General features: G+C 70.4%; 19 protein-coding genes and 1 pseudogene. 12 read left to right on the top strand and 8 right to left on the bottom strand.

The window, feature by feature from the left end:
- Positions 1-268, bottom strand: a pseudogene (locus tag ACWGKQ_RS35290) (hypothetical protein); the annotation flags it as partial.
- 159 nt (positions 269-427) lie between these two features.
- Between ACWGKQ_RS35290 and ACWGKQ_RS35285 the strand changes: the two are divergent.
- The 7 genes from ACWGKQ_RS35285 (at position 428) to ACWGKQ_RS35255 (ending at position 7,352) form a co-directional block, all read left to right on the top strand.
- On the top strand, positions 428-1,639 hold the full coding sequence (locus ACWGKQ_RS35285) for a pyridoxal phosphate-dependent aminotransferase (RefSeq protein ID WP_453296101.1): 1,212 nt from the start codon (positions 428-430) through the stop codon (positions 1,637-1,639).
- 92 nt (positions 1,640-1,731) lie between these two features.
- The gene (locus ACWGKQ_RS35280; protein ID WP_453296100.1) at positions 1,732-2,130 is read left to right on the top strand and encodes an SCO4983 family protein; all 399 of its coding nucleotides are present in this window, start codon (positions 1,732-1,734) and stop codon (positions 2,128-2,130) included.
- Between the two features lie 86 nt (positions 2,131-2,216).
- Positions 2,217-2,801: a Uma2 family endonuclease gene (locus tag ACWGKQ_RS35275; protein ID WP_453296106.1), complete on the top strand. Its 585-nt coding sequence runs from the start codon at positions 2,217-2,219 to the stop codon at positions 2,799-2,801.
- Positions 2,802-2,910: 109 nt separating this feature from the next.
- Positions 2,911-3,990: a hypothetical protein gene (locus ACWGKQ_RS35270; protein WP_453296099.1), complete on the top strand. Its 1,080-nt coding sequence runs from the start codon at positions 2,911-2,913 to the stop codon at positions 3,988-3,990.
- 35 nt (positions 3,991-4,025) lie between these two features.
- Positions 4,026-5,222, top strand: coding sequence for a toxic anion resistance protein (locus ACWGKQ_RS35265; protein ID WP_453296105.1), 1,197 nt, complete (start codon positions 4,026-4,028; stop codon positions 5,220-5,222).
- The gene (locus ACWGKQ_RS35260) at positions 5,219-6,763 is read left to right on the top strand and encodes a VWA domain-containing protein (protein WP_453296098.1); all 1,545 of its coding nucleotides are present in this window, start codon (positions 5,219-5,221) and stop codon (positions 6,761-6,763) included. The genes ACWGKQ_RS35265 and ACWGKQ_RS35260 overlap by 4 nt, the downstream gene beginning before the upstream one ends.
- Positions 6,750-7,352, top strand: a complete 603-nt coding sequence (locus tag ACWGKQ_RS35255; RefSeq protein WP_453296097.1) for a hypothetical protein — start codon at positions 6,750-6,752, stop codon at positions 7,350-7,352. The genes ACWGKQ_RS35260 and ACWGKQ_RS35255 overlap by 14 nt, the downstream gene beginning before the upstream one ends.
- A 190-nt stretch (positions 7,353-7,542) precedes the next feature.
- Here the strand turns inward: ACWGKQ_RS35255 and ACWGKQ_RS35250 are convergent, their stop codons facing one another.
- Entirely contained in the window at positions 7,543-9,366 is a 1,824-nt protein-coding gene (locus ACWGKQ_RS35250; RefSeq protein WP_453296096.1) for a phosphoenolpyruvate carboxykinase (GTP), read from the bottom strand.
- Positions 9,367-9,719: 353 nt separating this feature from the next.
- Between ACWGKQ_RS35250 and trhA the strand changes: the two genes are divergently transcribed.
- From trhA to ACWGKQ_RS35230, 4 genes are all read left to right on the top strand, one after another.
- Positions 9,720-10,436: a PAQR family membrane homeostasis protein TrhA gene (gene trhA, locus ACWGKQ_RS35245; RefSeq protein WP_453296095.1), complete on the top strand. Its 717-nt coding sequence runs from the start codon at positions 9,720-9,722 to the stop codon at positions 10,434-10,436.
- Between the two features lie 126 nt (positions 10,437-10,562).
- The gene (locus tag ACWGKQ_RS35240; protein ID WP_453296094.1) at positions 10,563-12,131 is read left to right on the top strand and encodes an MFS transporter; all 1,569 of its coding nucleotides are present in this window, start codon (positions 10,563-10,565) and stop codon (positions 12,129-12,131) included.
- Positions 12,128-12,769 (top strand): TetR/AcrR family transcriptional regulator, encoded by a 642-nt coding sequence (locus tag ACWGKQ_RS35235; RefSeq protein WP_453296093.1) that lies wholly within the window; start codon positions 12,128-12,130, stop codon positions 12,767-12,769. Before ACWGKQ_RS35240 ends, ACWGKQ_RS35235 begins: the two co-directional genes overlap by 4 nt.
- A 33-nt stretch (positions 12,770-12,802) precedes the next feature.
- The gene (locus ACWGKQ_RS35230; protein ID WP_453296092.1) at positions 12,803-13,525 is read left to right on the top strand and encodes a Mut7-C RNAse domain-containing protein; all 723 of its coding nucleotides are present in this window, start codon (positions 12,803-12,805) and stop codon (positions 13,523-13,525) included.
- 18 nt (positions 13,526-13,543) lie between these two features.
- On the opposite strand, the gene ACWGKQ_RS35225 is transcribed toward ACWGKQ_RS35230, so the two are convergent.
- From ACWGKQ_RS35225 to ACWGKQ_RS35200, 6 genes are all read right to left on the bottom strand, one after another.
- A complete protein-coding gene (locus ACWGKQ_RS35225; protein ID WP_453296091.1) occupies positions 13,544-14,914 on the bottom strand; it encodes a UDP-glucose dehydrogenase family protein in 1,371 nt (456 codons plus the stop codon).
- Positions 14,915-15,036: 122 nt separating this feature from the next.
- Positions 15,037-16,335 carry a right-handed parallel beta-helix repeat-containing protein gene (locus tag ACWGKQ_RS35220; RefSeq protein WP_453296090.1) on the bottom strand — a complete coding sequence of 433 codons (1,299 nt, stop codon included), beginning with the start codon at positions 16,333-16,335 and terminating at the stop codon, positions 15,037-15,039.
- Positions 16,332-18,257 carry a right-handed parallel beta-helix repeat-containing protein gene (locus ACWGKQ_RS35215; RefSeq protein ID WP_453296089.1) on the bottom strand — a complete coding sequence of 642 codons (1,926 nt, stop codon included), beginning with the start codon at positions 18,255-18,257 and terminating at the stop codon, positions 16,332-16,334. The genes ACWGKQ_RS35220 and ACWGKQ_RS35215 overlap by 4 nt, the downstream gene beginning before the upstream one ends.
- Positions 18,258-18,288: 31 nt before the next feature.
- The gene (locus ACWGKQ_RS35210; protein ID WP_453296088.1) at positions 18,289-19,584 is read right to left on the bottom strand and encodes a glycosyltransferase family 2 protein; all 1,296 of its coding nucleotides are present in this window, start codon (positions 19,582-19,584) and stop codon (positions 18,289-18,291) included.
- 379 nt (positions 19,585-19,963) lie between these two features.
- Positions 19,964-22,003: a thioredoxin domain-containing protein gene (locus tag ACWGKQ_RS35205; RefSeq protein ID WP_453296087.1), complete on the bottom strand. Its 2,040-nt coding sequence runs from the start codon at positions 22,001-22,003 to the stop codon at positions 19,964-19,966.
- A complete protein-coding gene (locus tag ACWGKQ_RS35200; protein ID WP_453296086.1) occupies positions 21,984-22,661 on the bottom strand; it encodes an ArsR/SmtB family transcription factor in 678 nt (225 codons plus the stop codon). The genes ACWGKQ_RS35205 and ACWGKQ_RS35200 overlap by 20 nt, the downstream gene beginning before the upstream one ends.
- Positions 22,662-22,876: 215 nt before the next feature.
- Here ACWGKQ_RS35200 and ACWGKQ_RS35195 point away from each other — a divergent pair, with 215 nt between their 5' ends.
- On the top strand, positions 22,877-23,281 hold the full coding sequence (locus ACWGKQ_RS35195; RefSeq protein WP_453296085.1) for a hypothetical protein: 405 nt from the start codon (positions 22,877-22,879) through the stop codon (positions 23,279-23,281).
- The last annotated feature ends 148 nt before the right edge of the window (positions 23,282-23,429 follow it).

Here is a 23,429-nt window from a genome sequence, read left to right as displayed (position 1 = left end):
CGCCACGGGCCGCCCGCCGCCGGTCGGCCCGGCCCGCCGCCGGCGCGACGGCCGGTGCGACCGCCGGTGCGACCGCCGGTGCGACCGCCGGTGCGGATGCGGGTCCGTCGGGCGTGATCCGGGGCAGCTCACGCGTCTCGTCGTACGCGTTGAGCCAGCCGTGCGCGGTCGCCGGATCCCGGTACTCCTCGTACGCGGGGACCGGTCCGCCCTCCTGGCGCAGGTAGACGTTGGGAGCCCCGGTCTCGTCCTCGGCAGGTCTCGGCATGGACGCGGATTGTAGAGAGCGGAGGCACCTTTGAGACAGCTACCGGCGATAACAGGCCAAATCGACGGGCCCCGCACCGGCCCGAGCTGTCCCCCACACGTGTCTCACGTGGTGGAAAACACCGCCCGGCGGGCGTTACCGCCCCGTAAGCTCACCGACATGCAGGTGATCCAGTCGACCAAGCTCGCCAATGTCTGTTACGAGATCCGGGGCCCGGTTCTCGAGGAGGCGATGCGGCTCGAGGCGGCGGGGCACCGCATCCTCAAGCTCAACACCGGCAACCCGGCCGCCTTCGGCTTCGAGTGCCCGCCGGAGATCCTGGAGGACATCCTCCGCAACGTCTCCACGGCACACGGCTACGGCGACGCGAAGGGTCTGCTGGCCGCCCGGCGCGCGGTCGTCATGCACAACCAGACCATCGGCATCGAGACCGACGTCGAGCACGTCTTCATCGGCAACGGCGTCTCCGAGCTGATCGTGATGGCGATGCAGGGCCTGCTGGACGACGGTGACGAGGTCCTCGTCCCGGCTCCGGACTACCCGCTGTGGACCGCGGCGGTCTCCCTCTCCGGCGGTACCGCCGTGCACTACCGCTGCGACGAGCAGTCGGACTGGATGCCCGACCTCGCCGACGTCGAGCGCAAGGTCACCGACCGCACCAAGGCGATCGTCATCATCAACCCGAACAACCCGACGGGTGCGGTGTACGACGAGGCGATGCTGCGCGGGCTGACCGACATCGCCCGCCGCCACAACCTGCTCGTCTGCTCGGACGAGATCTACGACAAGATCCTCTACGACGGCGCCACGCACACGCCGACCGCGGCCGTCGCCCCGGACCTGCTCACGCTCACCTTCAACGGCATGTCCAAGGCGTACCGGGTGGCCGGCTACCGGGTCGGCTGGATGTCCATCTCCGGACCCCGGGCGCACGCCGACTCCTACATCGAGGGTCTGACGATCCTCGCGAACATGCGGCTGTGCGCGAACATGCCCGGCCAGCACGGTGTCGTCGCCGCGCTCAGCGGACGCCAGACGATCAACGACCTGGTCCTGCCGGGCGGGCGGCTGAAGGAGCAGGTGGACCTCGCCTACGACCTGCTCACCCAGATCCCGGGGGTGAGCTGCGTCCGTCCCAAGGGCGCGCTGTACCTCTTCCCGCGGCTCGACCCCCAGGTCTTCAAGATCAAGGACGACCGGCAGATGGTCCTGGACCTGCTGCGGCAGGAGAAGATCATGGTCGTCCAGGGCAGCGGCTTCAACTGGCCGGAGCCGGACCACTTCCGGGTGGTGACCCTGCCGACGGCCGGGGATCTGCGGGACGCGATCACCCGGATCGGCCGGTTCCTGGACGGGTACGGCCAGCCGTAGGTAGCGGCCGCAGCACCGTCCGTGAACCGGGTCAACTTTAGACGGAATCCAAGCTAGGATGGCTTCCTGTCAGAGCACAGGAGGCCATCGCCATGTACGAGCCGATCCGCACCAAGTCGGTCCACAGCACGATGGCCGGCACGCCTTCCGACTTCCCGCACCGGACGCGCGAGGAGGAGCTGGACATCCAGCTCGCGGGACACCTCGCGGCACTGCTGGCCGTCACCGACGAGCTGCGCGCACTCACTCCGTCCACCGACCTCGACGCCGCCGCGACCCGGTTGGCCGACCAGGTGGCCCGGCTGCGGGGCGGGCGTACGCCGGTCCGGGCGTCACTGACGGCGGTACCGGAGCCGGCCGCGCTGCACGAGCGCGCGCACGCTCTCGCCGGCCGCGCCCTGGTGGTCGCGGCGTCCCGGGCGGACACCGCGGCGGCGATCCTCGCCGCGGAACGCATGGACGCCCACGCCACCCTCACCACGGCAAGCTGACCCACCCCCGAACGGCCCCGGTCCGCGCGCTCCCGCAGCGACGCGCGGACCGGGTTGCCATATGTCAGTACGCTGAGGTCATGGGCATGGACTACCCGAAGATGCGCGTGATCGCCGAGCAGCTCGGGGCCTACTCCGAGCAGCTCGAAGGGACCTGGAGCGTCGAGATCGGACCCTCCGGCCCGATACTGGCGATGATGTGCCCGTCGAAACGGCATGAGGGCACGGTCAGCCGCATCCGCAATCAGCTCAACACCCAACTCCGCGTCACGCACCCCGGCTACATGTGCGAGAACGGCCCGGAGATCGAGCACCCCGCCCTCGGCCGCATGCGCCGCCCCGACGCCGTTGTCATCCCCGAGGACGTGCTCGACGAGGAGGGTATTGCCGTCGATGCCTCCCACGTGCTGGCCGTCGTCGAGATCGTCTCACCGTCCAACCCGGACAACGACTACGTCGAAAAGATCAGCGAATACCCGGCGATGGGCATCGCCCACTACATGATCGTCGACCCCCGGAGGGGCACGATCGAGGTGCATTCCGACCCGTGCGGGGACCGGTACCTGCGCATGGACCCGTACATCTACGGCGACCTGGTGCCCTTCGGCCCCTGGCAGGTGGAGACCTCCGCCTTCCGTCGTTACGGCAAGGCCGGGAACGCCCCCGCCTGACGACGCCCCGCGGAGCCCGGCGCTCCGGTTGCGTTCCGGGGCGCCCCCTTCACCCCTCGTTCACCCGTTCCACCCAGGACTGAGGGATTCCGGGAGCACTCTCCCCCTCGTGAGACGTATCGCAGGAATCGTCCTCGCGGTGCTGCTGATCGGTGGCGTGGTGGCTGCCGTCGTCGCAGGCCGGCAGGGGGACGGCAAGGGCACGGCAACGAAGACCGTGCGTGGTGTGATCGGTTCGGAGAAGTCGGACTTCTTCGCCGATCCCGATGTGGTGAAGGCCCTCGCCGCCAAGGGCTACACCGTCAGGACGGAGGCGTCGGGTTCCTGGGCCATGGACGGCCTGGACCTGAAGGGCTATGACTTCGCCTTCCCGTCCAGCTCGGCGCCCGCCGACGAGCTGGCCGAGAAGTACCACGCCCGCCAGCCCCTCCCCCGCCCCTTCTACTCGCCCCTCGTGGTGGTGGCCCACCGCAGCGCCGCCCAGGTGCTGGCCGCCAACGGCCTCGCCGTGCTGGACGGGAAGGGCAAGGGGACCCTGAAGATGGCCGCCTACCTGGACGCCGCCCGGCACGACCGGACCTGGCAGCAGCTCAAGGGGGCCAAGGCGCACGGGGAGTTGACCGGGACGCTCTTCATCGCCAGTACCGATCCGGAGACCTCCAATTCCGGCGCGCTTTACCTCGCCGCCGCCTCCTATGTCGCCAACGGGGGACGGGTGGTGGCGAACGACGGCGACATCGCGAGGACCGCACCGCTGCTGCACCAGCTGGTCAGCGTGCAGGGGGCCCAACAGCCCAGCAGCGACTCGGTGTTCAGGGACTTCATCAGCGGTGCCGGCAACCCGCTGGTCTGCCTCTACGAGTCCCAGGTCGTGTCACTGCTCGGCGCGGAGCACAGCGCGGACGACGACCTCGTCGTCCTCTACCCGGACACCACGGTCAACAGCGACCACACCGTCGTGCCGCTCGACGACGCGGGCCGGGCGCTCGGCGAACTCCTCAGCACCGACCCGACCCTGCGCAGGCTCGCCGTCCGGCACGGCTTCCGGCCCCAGGGCGACTCCGCCGAGTTCGTCCGGGCCACCGCCGACCGCGCCGCCTACCTCAACCAGACACTGACCGGCGTCCGGCAGGCGCCCGTGCCCACCTCCGCGGTGCTGCACGAGATGGCCCGCCGGGCGCGCGGCTGACGGGGGGGAATCCTGTGAGCAACTTCGACAAGCCGGTGCCGAGCGGCGCCGACCCCACGCCCACGCTCAGCGGTGACGACGTCTTCACGCTGACCCCGCCGGAGGCGGTCGCACCCGTGCCGCGCGAGAAGGCCGGCGGGCTGGTGCCCGTGGACGACGGTGTCCGTACGGACATGGCGCGGAAGGCCTCCGACTACGTCCGTGACCTCGCCGCCCTGGACGCCCGGTCACCGGAGTTCGCGAGCAAGGTCGGCGAGATCACCGGCCTCGGCGCCGGTGAGATGCGCACCGCCGCCTCGCAGTCCAACCGCATGCTGGAGCGTGCCGTCCGCAGCCTGCCCGACAGGGGCGGTGACGCCCAGGCCAAGGTGGCCGGCTCGCTGGTCGAACTCCGCCGGGTCGTCGAGGACCTGGACCCGCGCGACCTGCCCGCGGGCAAGGGCCGCAAGTTCCTCTCCCGGCTGCCCGGCGGCAACAAGCTCCGCGACCACGTCGCCAAGTACGCCTCCGCGCAGGGCACGTTGAACAAGATCGTGGGCTCGCTGCGCGGCGGGCAGGACGAACTGCGTCGGGACAACGCGGCGTTGCAGACCGAGCGGGTACGGCTCTGGGAGACCATGGGCAAGCTCCAGGAGTACGTCGTCCTCACCCAGGCCCTGGACACCGCCGTCGAACAGCACGTCACCCGGATCCCGGACCCCCAGGAGGCCGACGCCGTACGGGCGGACGTGCTCTTCCCGGTCCGGCAGAAGCACCAGGACCTGCTCACCCAGCTCGCGGTGTCCGCGCAGGGCTACCTGGCGATGGACGTCGTACGGCGCAACAACGACGAGCTGATCAAGGGCGTCGAACGGGCCGCCACCACCACCGTGTCGGCCCTGCGCATCTCGGTCATGCTGGCCTCCGCGCTCGACACCCAGAAGAAGGTGATCGAGCAGGTCAACGCGTTGCGCGGGACGACCGAGGACCTGATCCGGGGCAACGCCGAGATGCTGGCGAGCCAGAGCGGGGAGATCCAGCGCATCGCCGCCGACCCGGCCGTGGGCGCCGAGACGCTGCGCGCCGCCTTCCAGCAGATCTACCGCACCCTCGACGCCATCGACACGTACAAGGTGCAGGCGACCGAGGCGATGGCGAACACCGTGCAGTCCCTCACGGACGAACTCCAGCAGGCGAGCGCCTACCTGGAGCGCAGCCGGGCGAAGGGTGCACTGGAGGGCGGCCTCGCATGAACAGACCCCGCAGGAAAGGTCATCCCCTCCTCGCCCTCCTCGCGACGACGGCCGTCGTCCTGGCCGGCTGCACCTCCGAGGACCACGGCGACGACGCCACGGCCCCGAAGCCCGGCACCCTCCGGGTCCTCGCCTCCTCCGAACTCAGCGACATGACGGCCGTGTTCGACTGGGTCCGCAAGGACACCGGGGTCACGATCCGCCCCACCTACATGGGCACCCTGGACGCGATCGACCTGCTGGCCAAGGGCAGAGCGGACGGGAGGTACGACGCGCTCTGGCTGTCCTCCGACGACTATCTGCGGCTGCGCCCGGAGGCGGCGAAGAAGGTCGTCTCCGAGACCTCGGTCATGTCCAGCCCGGTCGCGATCGGCGTGAAGACGGCCACCGTGCAGGCGCTCGGCTGGAAGCCGGCCGACGTCACCTGGTCCACGATCGAGCAGGCCGTGGAAGCCGGCAAGCTGACATACGGCATGACGGACCCTGCCCGCTCCAACTCCGGCTTCGCCACGCTGGTCTCGGTGGCCTCCGCGCTCTCCGGCGCCCAGTCGGCGCTCACCGACGACGACGTGACGAAGGCGACCCCGCGGCTGCGCAAGTTCTTCAAGGGCCAGAAGCTGACCTCGGGCTCCTCCGGCTGGCTGGCCTCGGCCTACCGGCGGCGCGGTGACGTCGACGCCCTGCTCAACTACGAGTCGGTGCTCCAGGGCATCCCGGGCCTCACCGTGATCCGCCCGAGCGATGGCGTGGTCACCGCCGACTACCCGTTCTCCTCGCTCGCCTCGACCTCCTCCGCGACCCGTGAGGACGTCCGCAGGGTGACGGAGGACCTGCGTACCGCGGCCGTGCAGAAGCTCATCACGGACAGCACGCACCGCCGCCCGGTGGTGGCCTCCGTGGCCCCGGCCGCCGGCCTGGACACCACCCGTCGCCGTGAACTCCCCTTCCCCGGCAGCCGGTCCGTGGCCGACGGGCTCGTCTCCGCCTACGAGAACGACCTGCGCCGCCCCTCCCGCACGGTCTACGTCCTGGACACCTCCGGCTCGATGGAGGGCGACCGCCTCTCCCGTCTGAAGGCGGCCCTCACCGGCCTCACCAGCGACTTCCGCAACCGCGAGGAGGTCACCCTGATGCCGTTCGGCTCGGACGTGAAGAGCGTCAGCACCCACGTGGTCGACGACAAGGCCGACCTCGCCGCGATCCGCAAGGACACCGACGCCCTGCACGCCGACGGCAACACGGCGATCTACACCTCCCTGGAGAAGGCGTACGACAACCTGCGCACCGAACGGGACACGTTCACCTCGATCGTGCTGATGACGGACGGCGAGAACACCACGGGCGCCAAGGCCGGCGACTTCGACGGTTTCTACCGCGCGCTGCCCGTCGCCCAGCGCGACATCCCGGTCTTCCCCATCCTCTTCGGCGACTCCTCGCGCGCCGAGCTCCGGCACATCGCCGACCTGACCGGCGGCCGTCTCTTCGATGCCCGACAGGGCTCGCTGGACGGCGCCTTCGAGGAGATCCGTGGCTACCAGTAGGGCCCTCGCCTACCTCGAATCCCGTAAGAACCTCGCCGGTTCGGCGGGCGGCCTGCTGGGCCTGGTCCTGACGTTCACGGGCGTGGCGGGCCCGTACTGGCCGGTGGTGGTGGCGGGCCTGTACGGCGCGGGCGCGCTGATCGCCCCGCCGGACCGCCCGCCGCTGCCGGACTTCCCGACGCCGTCGGCGCAACTGGACTCGGTCCGGACCGACTTCGGCAAGCTGGAGACCTACCTCGCGGAGGTCGGCCTGCCGGCCACGGCCCAAGCCCGGCTCACCGAACTGACCGGCCTGCTCACGGCGTTGCTGGACCCCGGCTGGGCCGCCGAACTCCTCGCCCAGGACCCGGAGGGCGTACACGTCCTGTCCCGGACGGTACGGCAGGACATCCCGGAGGCGGTGGACAGCTTCGTACGCACACGATGGTGGACCCGCCTGACACCCGGCCAGGAACCTCCGGAGCGCCACCTGGAACGCCAGCTGACCGTACTCAAGGAGGAGGCAGAGCACTTGGCGGCGACCCTCAGGGACACAGAGGCCCGGCGCCAGGAGACACATACCCGCTACTTGGAAGAAAGGGGCAACTGAAGCGCCCCTTCAGGGGCGCGGGGAACTGCGCGATCAACCCCCACGCACGCGCACCCAACAACGCACCCCCCACAGGCGAAGGCCGCACACCCCATGGTGCGCGGCCTCGTCGATTTCACACCGCGGCCGGTCGTGACGATCGCTGGTCAGGGCACATCCGAACCGGCCGCGGAGTCTTTCCGAAGGGACCTCAGCCCAGCCGCTCCACCAGCGCCCGGTACTCGGCCCACAGCTCCTTCGGCGTGTGCTCACCGAAGGTGTTGAGGTGGTCGGGGACGAGTGCCGCCTCCTCCCGCCAGACCTCCTTGTCGACGGTCAGCAGGAAGTCGAGGTCGCTCTCGTCGAGGTCGAGCCCGTTGGTGTCGAGGGCGTCCCGGGTCGGCAGCACACCGATCGGCGTCTCCACACCGGCCGCCTTGCCGTCCAGCCGCTCCACGATCCACTTCAGGACGCGGGAGTTCTCGCCGAAGCCCGGCCAGACGAACTTGCCCTGGTCGTTCTTGCGGAACCAGTTGACGTAGTAGATCTTCGGCAGCTTGGCCTGGTCCTTGTCCTTGGCCACGTCGATCCAGTGGGCCATGTAGTCGCCCATGTTGTAGCCGCAGAACGGCAGCATCGCGAACGGGTCGCGGCGCAGCTCGCCGACCTTGCCCTCGGCGGCGGCGGTCTTCTCGGAGGCCACGTTGGCACCCAGGAAGACACCGTGGTTCCAGTCGAAGGACTCGGTCACCAGCGGCACGGCGGTGGCGCGGCGGCCGCCGAAGAGGATCGCCGAGATCGGCACGCCCTTCGGGTCCTCCCACTCCGGCGCGATGATCGGGCACTGGGCGGCGGGGACGGTGAACCGGGCGTTGGGGTGAGCGGCCGGGGTCTCGGAGCCCGGCGTCCAGTCGTTGCCCTTCCAGTCGGTGAGGTGGGCCGGAGTCTCCTCCGTCATGCCCTCCCACCAGATGTCGTCGTCGTCCGTGAGCGCCACGTTGGTGAAGACGGCGTTGCCCCACAGCGTCTTCATCGCGTTGGCGTTGGTGTGCTCACCGGTGCCGGGCGCGACGCCGAAGAAGCCGGCCTCGGGGTTGATGGCGTACAGGCGGCCGTCCGCGCCGAACCGCATCCAGGCGATGTCGTCGCCGATCGTCTCGACGGTCCAGCCGGAGACGGTGGGCTCCAGCATGGCGAGGTTCGTCTTGCCGCAGGCGCTCGGGAAGGCCGCGGCGACGTACTTGGACTCGCCCTGCGGGGGCGTGAGCTTGAGGATCAGCATGTGCTCGGCGAGCCAGCCCTCGTCGCGTGCCATGACGGACGCGATGCGCAGGGCGTAACACTTCTTGCCGAGCAGGGCGTTGCCGCCGTAGCCGGAGCCGTAGGACCAGATCTCGCGCGACTCGGGGAAGTGCGAGATGTACTTGGTCTGGTTGCACGGCCAGGCCACGTCCGCCTCTCCTTCCGCGAGCGGGGCGCCGAGGGTGTGGACGGCCTTGACGAAGAACCCGTCGGAGCCGAGTTCGTCGAGGACGGCCTGGCCCATGCGCGTCATGGTGCGCATCGAGACGGCGACGTACGCCGAGTCCGTGATCTCCACGCCGAGGGCGGACAGCGGCGAGCCGAGGGGGCCCATGCAGAACGGGACGACGTACATCGTCCGGCCCTTCATCGAGCCGCGGAACAGGCCTTTCTCGCCGGAGAAGATCTCCCGCATCTCCGCGGGGTCCTTCCAGTGGTTGGTCGGGCCGGCGTCCTGCTCCCGCTCGGAGCAGATGAACGTACGGTCCTCGACCCGGGCGACGTCGGTCGGGTCGGAGGCCGCGTAGTAGGAGTGGGGGCGCTTGATCGGGTCGAGCTTCTTGAAGGTGCCCTTCGCCACGAGCTCTTCGCACAGTCGCTCGTACTCGGCCTCGGATCCGTCACACCAGACCACGCTGTCCGGTTGCGTCAGTTCGGCGATCTCGTTGACCCACGAGATCAGTTCCTGATGGTGGGTGGGGATGACGGTGGGAGCCGCGTTGTCGCGCGCCACGATTGCTCCTAAATGAGGGATTTTTGATCTTGTGGCCCTGTTCCGGGCCTTGTTGCCCCGTGGGGGCTGCGACCCGGATGCTTCGTAGCCGCTCATCCGGTGCCGACCGCACTCATTTGATCCTCCGACTCGATCACCCATCTGTCCAGAGGGAGTCACAGATGAGCGACGTGAGGAAGACCACGGTTTCTGCGTCCACCTGCGTTTCTTTGCGTCCACATTGAGTTCGCCTCAAGGTCTTTTTGCACACATCTGTGAGCGCGACCGGGGCTCCGTGAGATGATGGCCACTCCGCGACGGTCATCCGGCGAGACTGACCTGTTACTTACGGTTCCGTAGGTACGATGCCCTTCATGACTGCGTCCGCCCCCGACGCGCCCACGGACCCGCCGGCCGCCGGCCGCGCTCCCGCTGCGCTCTCCTCCCTGTCGCAACAGGTCAAACCCAAGCTGCGCGGCTGGCTGCACCTGGGCATGTTCCCGGCCGTACTCGTGGCGGGTCTGGTCCTCACCGCCCTCGCGGACTCACCGCGCGGCCGCATCGCCTGCGGGATCTTCGCCCTGACGGCCTGCCTGCTCTTCGGCGTCAGCGCGCTCTACCACCGGGGCAACTGGAGCCCGCGCATGGACGGCATCCTGCGCAGACTCGACCACGCCAACATCTTCCTGATCATCGCGGGCACCTACACCCCGCTGACCCTGCTGCTCCTGCCGGGCACCAAGGGCCAGTGGCTGCTGTGGGGCATCTGGGCCGCGGCCGCCGCGGGCATCGCCTTCCGGGTCTTCTGGGTCGGCGCGCCGCGCTGGCTGTACACGCCCTGCTACATAGCGATGGGCTGGGCGGCGGTCTTCTACCTGCCCGACTTCATGCGCACCGGCGGTATCGCGGTCCTGGTCCTGGTGGTCGTCGGCGGCCTCCTCTACAGCGCGGGCGGCGTGATCTACGGCATCAAGCGCCCGAACCCGTCACCGCGCTACTTCGGGTTCCACGAGGTGTTCCACTCCCTCACGCTGGCCGCGTTCGTGGTGCACTACGTCGGCATCTCCCTGGTGGCCTACCAGCACGCATAGACCCCGCACCGCTCCTTCGAGTGGCCACGGCTTCCGAGCCGTGGCCACTTTTTTCATGCCCTCCTCCATGTTACGACATCAACTCCTCATTGACAGCAACTGGATTTTGATAGCTACTATCATTTCATGGCTACTGTCACTCATCCTGAAGAGACGCACCAGAACCCCCGCCGCTGGTGGGCCCTCGGTGCCCTGGTCGCGAGCATGCTGGTGCTCGGCTTCGACACGACGATCCTCAATGTGGCGCTCCCGACGATGGCCGGGGAACTCGGCGCCACCACCAGTCAGCAGCAGTGGATGGCGGACGCGTACGTCATCGTCTTCGCGTCGCTGATGCTCCCCGCCGGACTCCTCGGCGACCGCTTCGGGCGCCGCCGGATGCTCGTCGTCGGCCTGCTGGTCTTCCTGGCCGGGTCGGTGCTGGGTTCACTGGCCGGCGACGTGAACTGGGTGATCGCCGCCCGCGCGGCCATGGGCGTCGGCGCCGCGCTGGTGATGCCGCTCGCGATGTCCGTGCTGCCCTCGCTGTTCGGACCGGGCGAGCGCACCCGGGCCGTCGGCATCGTCTCGGCCGCCTCGGCGCTCGGCCTGCCGCTCGGCCCGATCATCGGCGGCTTCCTGCTCAACCACTTCTGGTGGGGCTCGGTCTTCCTGATCAACGTGCCGATGGCCGCCATCGGCATCGCCGCCTGCGTCTTCCTGCTCCCCGAGACCAGCGACCCCGCCTCCCCCAAGGTCGACGTCCTCTCCACCGCGCTCACCGCGATCGGCCTCGGCGCCCTGGTCTACGCGATCATCGAGGCCCCCGGCCGCGGCTGGGGCGACCCGCTGGTGCTGGCCCTGTTCACGATCGCCGTCGTCCTGGTCACCGCCCTGGTGCTGCGCGAACGCCGGGCCCACCGCCCGATGCTCGACATGGAGCTCCTCACCCACCGCGGCTTCCTGCTCAACACCCTCGCGGCGACGCTCGTGATGTTCGTGCTGTCCGGCCTGCTGTTCGTGCTGCCGCAGTACCTCCAGGCGGTCCTCGGCAACGACGCCTTCGGCACCGGCCTGCGCCTGCTGCCCATGATGGGCGGCCTGATCATCGCCGCACGGGCCGCCCAGCCGGTCGTCGCCCGCTTCGGCGCCCGCGCCGTGGTCGCCGCCGGCCTGGTCGTCCTCGCCTTCGCCGCCCTGCTCGGCAGCCGCACCTCGGTGAGCGACGGCTACGGCTTCACCGCGCTGTGGCTGTCCATCGCCGGGCTCGGCTTCGGCTTCTCGGTGGTCCCCTCGATGGACGGCGCGCTCGGCGCCCTGCCCGCGGACCGGGCCGGCAGCGGCTCCGGGCTGCTGATGACCACGCGCCAGGTCGGCGGCGCCATCGGCATCGCCCTGCTCGGCAGCCTGCTGGCGGGTGCCTTCCGCGACCGCCTGGACGTGACCGGCCTGCCCGCCCCGCTCGGCCACACCGCCGGTGAATCGGTCGTCGCCGCCCACCTGGTCGCCGGGAAGACCGGCTCCGCCCACCTCGTCGCCTCCGCGAACGCCTCGTACGTCCACGGCATGGGCCTGGTCCTGATGGTCTGCGGCATCGCCGCGCTCGCCACCGCGCTGCTGGCCGCCGCGCTCCTGCCCAACACGCCCACCGCGCGCCGTACCGAAGGGAACGAGTCCCCGGCCGTGGCCCCCGCCACCGCCGATGCCGGACAATGACCGGCATGACGGCACCGCACACCTCCTTCTCCCCCGCCGACAACCCCCGGCTCGGCCTGCGCGAACGCAAGAAGATCAAGACCCGCGAGGCGATCCGCACCGCGATGTACGCGCTGGTCACGGAGCAGGGGTACGACGCGACGACGATCGAGCAGATCGCCGAGCGGGCCGAGGTGTCGCCGTCGACGGTCTACCGGTACTTCCCGACCAAGGAGGACATCGTCCTCACGGACGAGTACGACCCGCTCATCATGGCGGAGCTCCGGGCGCGGCCCGCCGACGAGCCGTGGCCGGTCTCCCTCCGCCATGTGATGCACCGGGCGATCAGGATGGGCATAAAGGACGACCCCGTGGTCTCCCGGCTGCGCACCCGGCTGATGGTCGAGGTACCGGCGGTGCGCTCGCGGATGATGGAGAGCATGTCGAGCACCGGCCGCATGCTCCGGCAGGCCATCAGCGAGCGCACCGGCCGCGACCCGGACAGCCTGGAGGTACGGGTCTACGCGATGTCCATCGTCGGCGGACTGATGGAGACCTCGATGTACTGGGCGGAGCAGGACCACGAGCCCGACTACGACGCCCTCGTCGACCGCGCCCTGAACGTCATCGAGCACGGCCTGCCCCCGGAAAACCACTGAGGTCACGGCCGTCTCCCGTGCCATCCTGAGCAGGTGAACGCTTCCGAGATCCAGGTCGAAGTCGCTCCCGGGCTGGCCCTGTTCGTCCCGCACGCCCGCCGCGTCGGCGTCCACCCCCTCACCGTCGACGGCGTCTCGACCCTCGGCCACGTCATCGAGTCCCTGGGCGTCCCCCTGACCGAGGTCGGCGCCCTGGTGGTGGACGGCCGGGAGGTCCCCGTGGCCCACATCCCGGCGCACGGCGAGCGGGTGACCGTACGCCCCGTACAGCGCCCCCAGCGCGTCCCCGGCGCTCCGCTCCGCTTCCTCCTCGACGTCCACCTCGGCACCCTCGCCCGCCGACTCCGGCTGCTCGGCGTGGACGCGGCGTACGAGTCGACGGACATCGGCGACCCGGCCCTCGCGGCCCGCTCGGCGGCCGAGCGGCGCGTACTGCTGAGCCGCGACCGGGGCCTGCTGCGCCGCCGCGAACTCTGGGCCGGCGCCTACGTGTACAGCACCGGCCCCGAGGACCAACTCCGGGACATCCTCGACCGGTTCGCCCCCGACCCGCGCCCCTGGACCCGCTGCACGGCCTGCAACGGCCTGCTGGAGGAGGCCACGAAGGAGGAGGTGGCGGACCAGCTGAAGGGCGGGACGCAGAAGTCGTACGACGTCTTCGCGCGGTGCGCGGAGTGCGGCCGCGCCTACTGGAAGGGCGCGCACCACCAGCAGTTGGAGGCCATCGTGGCGCGCGCCCTCGCCGAGTTCGCCTGAACCGGCGCCGGTCGGCGGTCAGTTGCGGCCGAGCGCCCGGTACTCCCAGCCGGCCGCGCGCCACTGGGCGGGGTCGAGGGCGTGCCGGCCGTCCACGACCCGGCGCCGGTTCACCACGGCGCCCATGACCTCCGGGTCGATCTCCCGGAACTGCGTCCACTCGGTGAGCAGGACCACGACGTCGGCGTCCGTGGCGGCCTGCAACGCGTCGGTCCCGTAGTCCAGTTCGGGGTGGACGCGGCGAGCGTTGTCCATCGCCACCGGGTCGTAGACCGTCACCCGGGCGCCGGCCCGGTGCAGGGCGGCGGCGACGTCCAGCGCCGGGGCGTCCCGGATGTCGTCGGAGTCGGGCTTGAAGGCCGCCCCGAGCGCGGCCACCCTCGTCCCGGCGAGATCGCCGCCGACCAGCTCGCGGACCAGGTCCACGGTGCGGGCCCGGCGGCGCTGGTTGATCGCGTCCACCTCGCGCAGGAAGGCGACCGCCTGGGCGACGTCCAGTTCCTCGGCACGGTGGATGAACGCCCTGATGTCCTTGGGCAGGCAGCCGCCGCCGAAGCCCAGCCCCGGCCGCAGGAAACGGCCCCCGATCCGGTCGTCGTAGGCCAGCGCCTCCGCAAGCCGGTGCACGTCGGCGCCGGTGGCCTCGCAGACCTCCGCCATGGCGTTGATGTACGAGATCTTCGTGGCCAGGAAGGAGTTGGCGGCGACCTTGACCAGTTCGGCGGTCGGCAGGTCGGCGACCACCACCGGGGTGCCCTGGGCGATGACGGGCGCGAACGCGGCGCGCAGCTGCTGTTCCGCCCACGCGGACTCGGTGCCGAACACCAGCCGGTCGGGGTGCAGCGTGTCGTCCACCGCGAAGCCCTCGCGCAGGAACTCCGGGTTCCAGGCCAGCTCCACGGCGTCCCCGGCCGGGGCGGTGCTGCGGACCAGCTCCGCGAGGCGGGCCGCGGTGCCCACCGGTACCGTCGACTTCCCGACCACCAGGGCCCGGCGGCGCAGGTGCCGGGCCAGCTCGGTCACCGCGCCCTCCACGTAGCTCAGGTCCGCGGCGTAGGAGCCGGGCTGCTGCGGGGTGCCCACGCAGACGAAGTGGATGTCGCCGAACTCCGCGGCCTGAGCGAGGCTGGTCGTGAAGTGCAGCCGGCCCGATTCCTGGGCCTTGACCAGGAGTTCGGGCAGCCCTGGCTCGAAGAACGGCACCCGCCCGGCTCTCAGCAGCTCGATCTTGCCGGGATCCACGTCGACGCCGAGCACTTCGTAGCCGAGCGCCGCCATGCACACGGCGTGCGTGGCGCCCAGGTAGCCGGTGCCGATGACGGTCAGGCGGGGAAGGTCGGTGCCGACGGTGCCGTCAGTGCCGTGGGTGGCGGCGGGAAGAGTGTCCATGATGCCTCCGAGGGGGATTCCGGGCGGAAAGCGCGCATGCCGAGGACGCGCGTGGGTGAAGTGGGTGAAGGAGAGGGAACCGCGGCCGCGTGGGGCCCGGGTGCGGACCGGGCCCCTCGCCGTCAGGAGGAGCAGTCGACGTTGGCGAGGCCCTTCGCCGCGTCGCTGACCTTGTTGTCGCAGGTGACCTTGTTGTTCTCGACGGGCGCGAAGTGGAAGCCGTAGCCGGGGCCGTCCACCTGCGCGGTGTTGGCCTGGAACACGTTTCCGGTGCCCCAGCCGTCGAGGATCTGGTGGGTCTGGAAGCCGTCCGCGCGGGAGTGGCGGCCGACGTTGCCCTTGATCAGCCAGTCGTTGCCCTTGACGTCGACCCAGGAGTCGTTGTGGCCTCCGCTGAGGTCGGCGCCGTCGAAGGTGTTGCCGAGCAGAGAGCCTCCGGTGGTGCCCTCCTTGATGTCGACGGACTCGGCGGTGGTGTCGCTGATGTGGTTGCCGCGGATGACGTTGTCGTCGCTCTTGTCGGGCTTGCAGTCGGTGACGGTGCACCAGTTGGACTCCGCGGACCCGACGTAGATGCCCTCGCCGAACTGCTCCTTGCGCTTGCCGGTGGCGCGCACGGTGTTGTTCTCGACCACGTTGCCGGAGCTGAAGTCGCGCAGGTGGATGCCCTCGTCGCCGATGTTCTCGACGGTCAGGCCCTGGATGACGGTGCCCTGGACCTTGTCGGCCATCACCCCCTTCTGGCCGTTGCGCACGGTGAAGCCGATCAGCCGCCAGTGGCTGGCGCCGTCGAGGTGGAAGGCGTAGCCGCCGTCGACGTCCCCGGCGTCGATCACCGCGCCGGGGCCGCCGCACAGGAAGATCGGACGGTCCGCCGTACCGGGGGTGGTGGCGGTGAAGCGGTCCGAGTAGACCCCGTCCGCCATCTTGATGACGTCACCGGGCCGAGCCTGTTCCAGCGCGTCCTTCAGGGACTTGGCGTCGCTGACCGTGACGGTGGCGGCCGGGCACTTCACCGGTCCGGAGGCCGCGGCCGCGACCGAACCGGACGCGGTGGGCGTGGCCGACCCGTCGCCGGCCGCCGTGTCACTCGGTGCCGGGTCGGAGGCCGTGGCGCCGGAGTCCCCGGGGTCGTCCCCGTCGTCCGTGGGTTCGGCGACCGGGATGGTGGGGCCGGCGGTGGGACCGGCGCCGTACACGACGGGCCGGTCGTCGCCGGCGGAGACGCCCGCCACGATCAGCGCCACCACCGAGACCACCAGGGCGGCCGAGGCCACCCACAGCGGCAGCCCGCCGGAGAGCCAGATCCGGCGCAGCCGTTCCGCGGCGGACTCGCCCGCCGGACCGCTGCCGTCCCCCGGACCGCCACCGCCGTCGCCCGCCCCGTCGGCGCCGGGCGCCGCCGGGATGTCGTCGCTCATTCGCTCATCACCGGCTCCCGCCGGCGGCCCGCCACGGCGATCTCGTCCGGCGGCGGGGCCGGCAGCGGGGCCTTGTCGGAGTACGGGTGGATGATGTCGGCGCCCCGGCCGGCCGCCCGTCGCCTGCGCCGGCCCATGGCGGCCGAGAACAGGATGAGCAGCAGGATGCCCGTCCACAGCAGGGTCATCGGGCTCGCGTAGTGCTTGACCTTGACCCAGAAGGAACTGGTGTCGTACCAGGCGAAGGTCTGGTTCTCCTTGATGTCGGCACCGCCGTGGGAGCGGCTGGAGTCCAGCGCGCTGGGGCCGACCCCGGCGATCACGTTGTACGAGACCGTGGTGCCGTCCACGCCGCCGACCAGGCTGACGCCGTGGTTGGTGGCGTCCTGGACGGTGTTGCCGCGTATCTCGGCGGCCGAGTCGCGGACGTACACCCCGGTCTCGGGCCCGTCGATGATGTTGCCGGTGACCGTGGCGCCGGTGACCCCGTCGCGCACCGAGATGCCCTGCCGGTTCTGGCCGGTGAGGCGGTTGCCGGTGATGGAGACCTTGTCCGCCGCCAGGCGGGCCACGATCCCCATGTCACCGCCCTCGATGCGGTTGTTCTGCACGCCGACGTCGAATCCGCCCAGCACCTCGACGCCGTACCGGCCGTTGTCCTTGGCCACGCTGTTGGCGACCGAGTTGGAGCCGTAGCTGTCTACGGCCTGCCCGGAGGCGGAGGGGCCGTCCGCAAGGGGCTTGCCGCTGAGCGTGTAGCCGTTGCCGCCGTTGCCCTCGGCGGTGGAGCCGCTGATCCGGACCTGCTGGGTGGCCCGGGAGAGGATGAACCCGTCGCCGCCGTTGTCCTTCGCGACCGTGCGCTGCACGAGCGAGCTGGAGACGAACCGGTGCAGCACCACCCCGTCCTCCAGGCTGTCCGCCACGGTCGTGTCGCTGATCTCGATCCCCGTCGCGCTGGAGATGAAGATCCCGAAGGCGTTGCCGGTGATGGTCGAGTGGGTGATCGACCCGGAGACGTAGGAGAGACCCGCGGTCGAGAAGCGGGCGTCGGGGGTGGTCAGCGCGCCCGAGGGCATGGCCGTGACGTCACCGCTGCTGGTTTTCTGGTCGTCCTGGTCGCCCTGCGCGTCGGCCCGCTCCCGCGCGGTCTTGCCGTGCACCTGGCCGGTGTCCTCCAGCGAACCGGTGTTCGGCCGGTCGGTGCCGGTGAGGCTGAGCCCGCCGGTACGGCCGCTCCAGAACCCCAGGTTCGAGAGTTTCGTGTGGGTCATCTCGAACTGGCCGCCGATGGTGCGGATGTAGGCGCGGCCGTCCCGGACGTCGGTGTCGGCCTTGTTGGCCTGCGGGTCCCAGCTGGTGATGGTCAGCGGCGCCTGGGAGGTGCCCTGGAGGGACAGTTCGCCGCCGAAGGAGACGATGGAGACGAAGCCGCTGCGGTTGCTGGCCATCCGCAGGGTGAGGCCGCCCGGGTTGGACAGCTTCAGCTTGGCGCCGACGTTCAGGTAGATGTTCTCGGTCAGTACGTACGAGCCGTCCTTGCGCCGTACGAAGGTCTGCGGGGCGAGTTTCAGCAGGTCGGCGATGGTGTAGGCGTTGCTGCGCTCGGTGAGGACCAGGGTGTACCCGTTGTCGGTGTCCAGCCGGTACGGCACGGTCCACTTGGTGCTCTGCAGGGGCGCCACCGAGCTGAACGCCCGTACCTGGTTGAGCCGGTGGTCCTCGTCGGCGACCAGCGCGGACTGGGTCTCGGCGTCCTCGGCGGCCAGTTTCTGCTTCTTGTCGCCGTCCCCGTCGGCGTGCGCCGTGGCCGAGGCGCCCAGCAGCAGCGTCGCCGCCACCGCGAAGGCGCCCAGCACGGCCACCGCTCCGGCACCGGCCCGGCGCAGCCGGGTGCCGGAGACCGGTCTTCTCTTGGTCATGGGATGCGTCATGAGGGGGGTGGCCATGGCGTCAGATCACCTCGGGCTGGAGTGCGGAGTGGCCCTGGCCGCCGCCGGCGGATCCGGAGAGCGTGGCCGCGCTCTGGCCCTCGCCTCCGATGCTGGTGCTGGTGCGGGTGAGCCAGCCCTGCTTGTTCATGGTGACGAAGGCGTACAGCTTGATCGGCAGCGAGATCATGATGACCACGAGCGCCGTCAGCGGCAGCAGGAAGAGCTCCTGCGGGTGCCTGCGCAGGTGCGAGTAGCCGCGGACGGCACGGCCCAGCAGCAGCCAGACCAGGGTGAGGACGACACCGCGCGGGCTGAAGTCCAGCCTGCTCAGCAGCAGATAGCCGAGGGCCATGCCCATGGTCACCGGGGTCAGCAGGATCTGCAGCACCGTGATCTTGGTGACCAGCGGGACCCGCCACAGCCAGCCCTTGTACAGGGCGGTCAGGTAGCACCGGTAGGAGTTGCGGCTCCACCGGACGCGCTGTTTCACGAAGGCCCGGAAGGACGACGGGAACATGGAGATCGCCCGCGCCGAGGACTGGTGCACGGTCTTGTACCCCGAGGCGAGCACCAGCCAGGTCAGCCTGCCGTCGTCGCCCGCCACACAGCGGCGGCCGAGGAAGAACTCGTTCTCCAGGTTCTCCAGCACGGGCAGCACCGCCGCGCGGCGGTAGGCGGCGGTACGGCCGGACAGGCAGGCCACGGCACCGGCCCGGCCCATGGCCGGAACGTAGTCGTAGTAGCGGAGGTTGACCAGCCAGTCGGCGATACGGCGCCAGACGCTGGTGGTGCGTTGGTAGACGTTCTGCTGGGTGCCCACGCCGCCGACCGTCGGGTCCTCGAACGGCATCTGCACGGCGTCCAGGAGCCCCGGCTCCCAGCGGGTGTCGGAGTCCACCAGGACGAGCAGCTCGCTCGTGGCGGCCCGTATGCCGACCCCCAGGGCGGAACGTTTCCCCCTGTGCTCGAAGGCGAGCACCCGGACCCGGGGGTCCTCCACCAGCGACAGCCGGTGCAGTACCTCGTGGTCCTCGACGTCAGGAACGATGATGATCTCGGCGGGATCCTGGGCCAGCCAGGTCTCCAGGCACTCCAGCAGGATCTCCGGGTCTTCCCGGTAGGCCGGGACCACCACGGAGACGCTGGTTCGGAAGTTGTTGACGACTGGCTTGGCGAACCGGGAGAGCACCGCTCGGTACAACCACAGGGCCCAGACGAACAGTCCGGCAAGCCCCAGCGGCATCAGCTCTCGCCACGAAGTTTCCCCCACAGCCTCGACGATCCACGACCAGACCTGGTCGAAGAACTCGGACAAAGTTGCGCTCTCCCCCCACATGACACGACTGCCACGGTCCGAAACAAGACAGAACCGGGCACTGCTCCAGCGATGCTAGGGGCCCTTGGGTGAACGGCGATCACACTAAACTCAAACTTCACTTACAGAGTCTTCACACCCACTCGCCCCGACCGTGACGGTGCGTCACACCTGTCACGGCACGGGGTGAATCTTATGAGGATGATGTGAAGAGCTTGAGCTCTTCCGATAAAGGACATGTTTCAACGCAACGCGCGGAAAGCGCGCTCCTGCACTTGGTCCGGGGCCCGCTGGAGCGCCCTGTAAGGGGCGCGGGGAACTGCGCGAGCAACCCCCACGCGCCGGCAGCCGACAACGCGCCCACAGACTTCGGCAGCCTTCAGCCCCGCAGTGCCGCCCGCAGCCGTTCCGGGTCGGTGGTCGGCGCGTCACAGGTGAAGTGGCGGCACACGTACGCGGCCGCCTCCCCATCGACCAGCGGCCGCCCCGCGAGCAACGGGAACTCGTCGCTCTCGGGAGTCCCCACGGCCACGACGGCACCGGGCGCGGTGCCCAGAAGTGCCGTGCGGTGCAGGGCGGTTGCGCCGGCGTCCCGGTCGCCCGGTCCGACGATCGCGACCTCGCGCGGACCGTCGAGCAGCGCCTCGGCGACCGCGAGCCCCCATCCGATGAAGCGCGGCACGCGCGGTCCGAGCGTCCCGACGATCCCCAACGCCCCTTCCGCGGCGATGCGATGAGGTTCGGAGCCGGTGTGGGCCGCATAGCCGAGCAGCGCGCCGGCCGCGGCGGTCCAGCCGGAGGGCGTGGCGTTGTCGGTCGGGTCCTGCGGCCGGCGGATCAGCCGCTCGGCGTCGGAGGCGGTGTCGTAGAGGGCACCGGTCTCCGGGCTCTCCTGGTCGGTGAAGCGGGCCAGGACATGGTCGAGGAGCAGCCCGGCGAACTCCAGCCAGACGCCCTCGCCGGTCACGGACGCGAGCGCGAGGAAGCCCTCGGCGACGTCGCCGTAGTCCTCCAGCACGCCCGCGTTGGCACCGGCCCTGCCGTCCCGGCTGGTGCGGGCGAGCCGCGCGTGGTCGTCGAGATGGAGCCGTACGAGGAGATCGGCGGCGCCGACGGCGGCCTCGACCAGGTCGGGGCGGTCGAAGTAGGCGCCGGTCTCGGCGAGTGCGGCGACGGCGAGGCCGTTCCAGGCGGCGACGACCTTGTCGTCCCGGCCCGGGGCGGGGCGGTCGGCCCGTGCGGCCAGCAGCCGCCGCTTGACGGACTCGATGCGCTCGGCGTCGAAAACACCCTCCTGCTGCGGGAGTTGCAGCACGGACTGGCCGTGCTCGAAGGTGCCCTCCGCGGTGACGCCGAAGTACTGGGCGGCGAGGCCCGCGTCGTCCTCACCCAGGACCTCGCGGAGCTGGGCGGGCGTCCAGACGTAGTACGCGCCCTCGACGTGCCGCCCGCTCCCGTCGTCGCTGTCGGCGTCCAGGGCGGAGGCGAACCCGCCCTGAGCGGTGCGCAGTTCGCGGACCATGAAGTCGGCGGTCTCCAGGGCGACCCGGCGGGCCAGCTCCGACCCGGTGGCCCGCCACAGGTGGGCGTACGCCCGGCACAGCAGGGCGTTGTCGTACAGCATCTTCTCGAAGTGCGGCACGACCCAGTCGCGGTCCACGGAGTAACGCGCGAAGCCGCCGCCGAGCTGGTCGTAGAGGCCGCCGCGGGCCATCCGCTCGCAGGTGTCCACGGCCATCTGCAGCGCGCCCTCGGCACCGGTCCGGGCGTGGTGCCGGAGCAGGAACTCGACGACCATGGACGGCGGGAACTTCGGGGCACCGCCGAATCCGCCGCGCTGCGGGTCGTACTCGCGGGTGAGCCCGAGCAGCGCCTGGGAGAGTTCCTGCTCGCCGGGCGGCCGGCCGGCCTGGTGGCCGAGTTCGCGCTGGGCCAGGTCGCGGACGATCTTCCCGGCGACCTCGGCGACCTCGTCCCGCCGGTCGGTCCAGGCGGCCCGGACACCCTCCAGGACCTGCCGGAAGGAGGGCATGCCGTGGCGGGGGGCGGGCGGGAAGTACGTGCCGAAGTAGAAGGGTTCGGCGTCGGGGGTGAGGAAGACGGTCATGGGCCAGCCGCCCTGCCCGGTGGCGGCCTGCACGGCCTCCATGTAGACGGCGTCGACGTCCGGGCGTTCCTCACGGTCGACCTTGACGCTGACGAAGTGCTCGTTGAGGTAGTCGGCGGTGGCCGTGTCCTCGAAGGACTCGTGGGCCATGACGTGGCACCAGTGGCATGAGCTGTACCCGACGCTCAGCAGGACGGGTTTGTTCGCGGCCCGCGCGGCCTCGAAGGCCTCGGCCGACCAGGGCCACCAGTCGACGGGGTTGTCGGCGTGCTGGAGGAGGTACGGGGACGTCTCATGGGCCAGTCGGTTCACCGTTCCACTCTCCCACGGGCTCGGCCACGGCGTAGAAACGCATGTTGACGGGGCGCGCCCCTTCGGGGGCGGTCTCGCGCGAGTGCCCGTAGTGGTCGAGCAGGGCGCGGTACTCACGCATGAAGGCGGTGAGCTCGTCCCTGGTCAGCCAGGTGCCGTGGCGCTGGACATGAGCCCAGCCGTCCGGGCCGCGGTACTCCTCGTGGGCGCGACGGAACAGCTGGGTGTCGATGTCGATCTTCAGCAGGGCGAGGTGCCTGGCGGCCTCGAACTCCTCCGTCGTCATCGTCGCCGGGTCGGGTGTGGTGTGGCTGAAGGGCAGGCTCCGCCACCAGCGCTCCCGGCCGCCGGACTTCTCCGGGATCTCCTCGATGAGCTTCTGCTCGGCGAGTTTGCGCAGGTGGTAGCTGGTGGTGCCGGAGCTCTCCCCCAGTTCGCGGGCGAGCACCGTCGAGTTCGCCTCGCCGTGCCGGGCGAGGTAGTCGAGGATCCGGCGGCGCAGGGGGTTGCCGAGGGACTTGTAGAGGGCGGTGCGCTCCAGGCTGGTCAGCTCGGCGGGTGCGGCGGGGGCGGCGGGTGTCTCGGGGTCTGCGGCGGGTGTCTCGGGGTGTGCGGCGGGCTCGGGCGCTCCGGCCGTCGGGGGCGTGCCGTCGGTCATGCGGTCACCGTAACCCTGAGAACCCTGAGACATCCCTGAGCCTCCCCTGACATCCGCCGAACTTTCTTTGCAGAATTTTCTCTGCGGTCTAGCGTGAAGGGCATGCCGGAGGAGCCGTGCGATTCACAGGTTCCACAGCCACCGAACCGGAACAAGACGAGGGGGACCAGGTGTTCAACCGCTTGACGCCGATGCGAGACCGAAGGACGAAGCGGATGAGGCTGCTGAAGAGGTGGGCGCTGATCCTTCTCGGATCGTCCGCAGTGCTGCTCGTGCCGTGGATGGTGGTGCTGGCGCTGACGCTGCCCACCAGGACCGAGGTGCACAACTGGTCGGTGGCCTGGATCGGGCTGGACGTCCTGATGGCGCTGGGATGCGCGGCAACCGCCGTGCTGGGCCTGCGGGGTGACGCCCGGGCCCGCCTCACGGCGTCGGCGACGGCATCGGTCGCGGTCCTGGACGCGTGGTTCGACATAACGACGTCGGCGGTGGGCACGGAGTTGGTGGAGGCACTGGCGAGCGCCGTGGCGGAGGCGGGGCTGGCGGCGGCCTGCGTGTACCTGGCGCTGTCCAAGGGCTGGGGCCGGATCGCCGCCCAGCCCGGCCGGGCCACCCGGTAGCCGGGATGCCCGGTAGCCAGGACGTCCGGCAGTCGGGACGCCCGTTGACCGGGACCACCACCGAACCCTCACCGATCGGCTGATCGTCACCCCCTCGCCATCGCGACCCTTCGCAAGGAGACTTGTACACAAAGGAGTTGCTGCTGGA

It is taken from the genome of Streptomyces sp. NPDC054770 (assembly GCF_053611985.1).
This window is presented reverse-complemented; position numbering and strand designations above follow the sequence as displayed.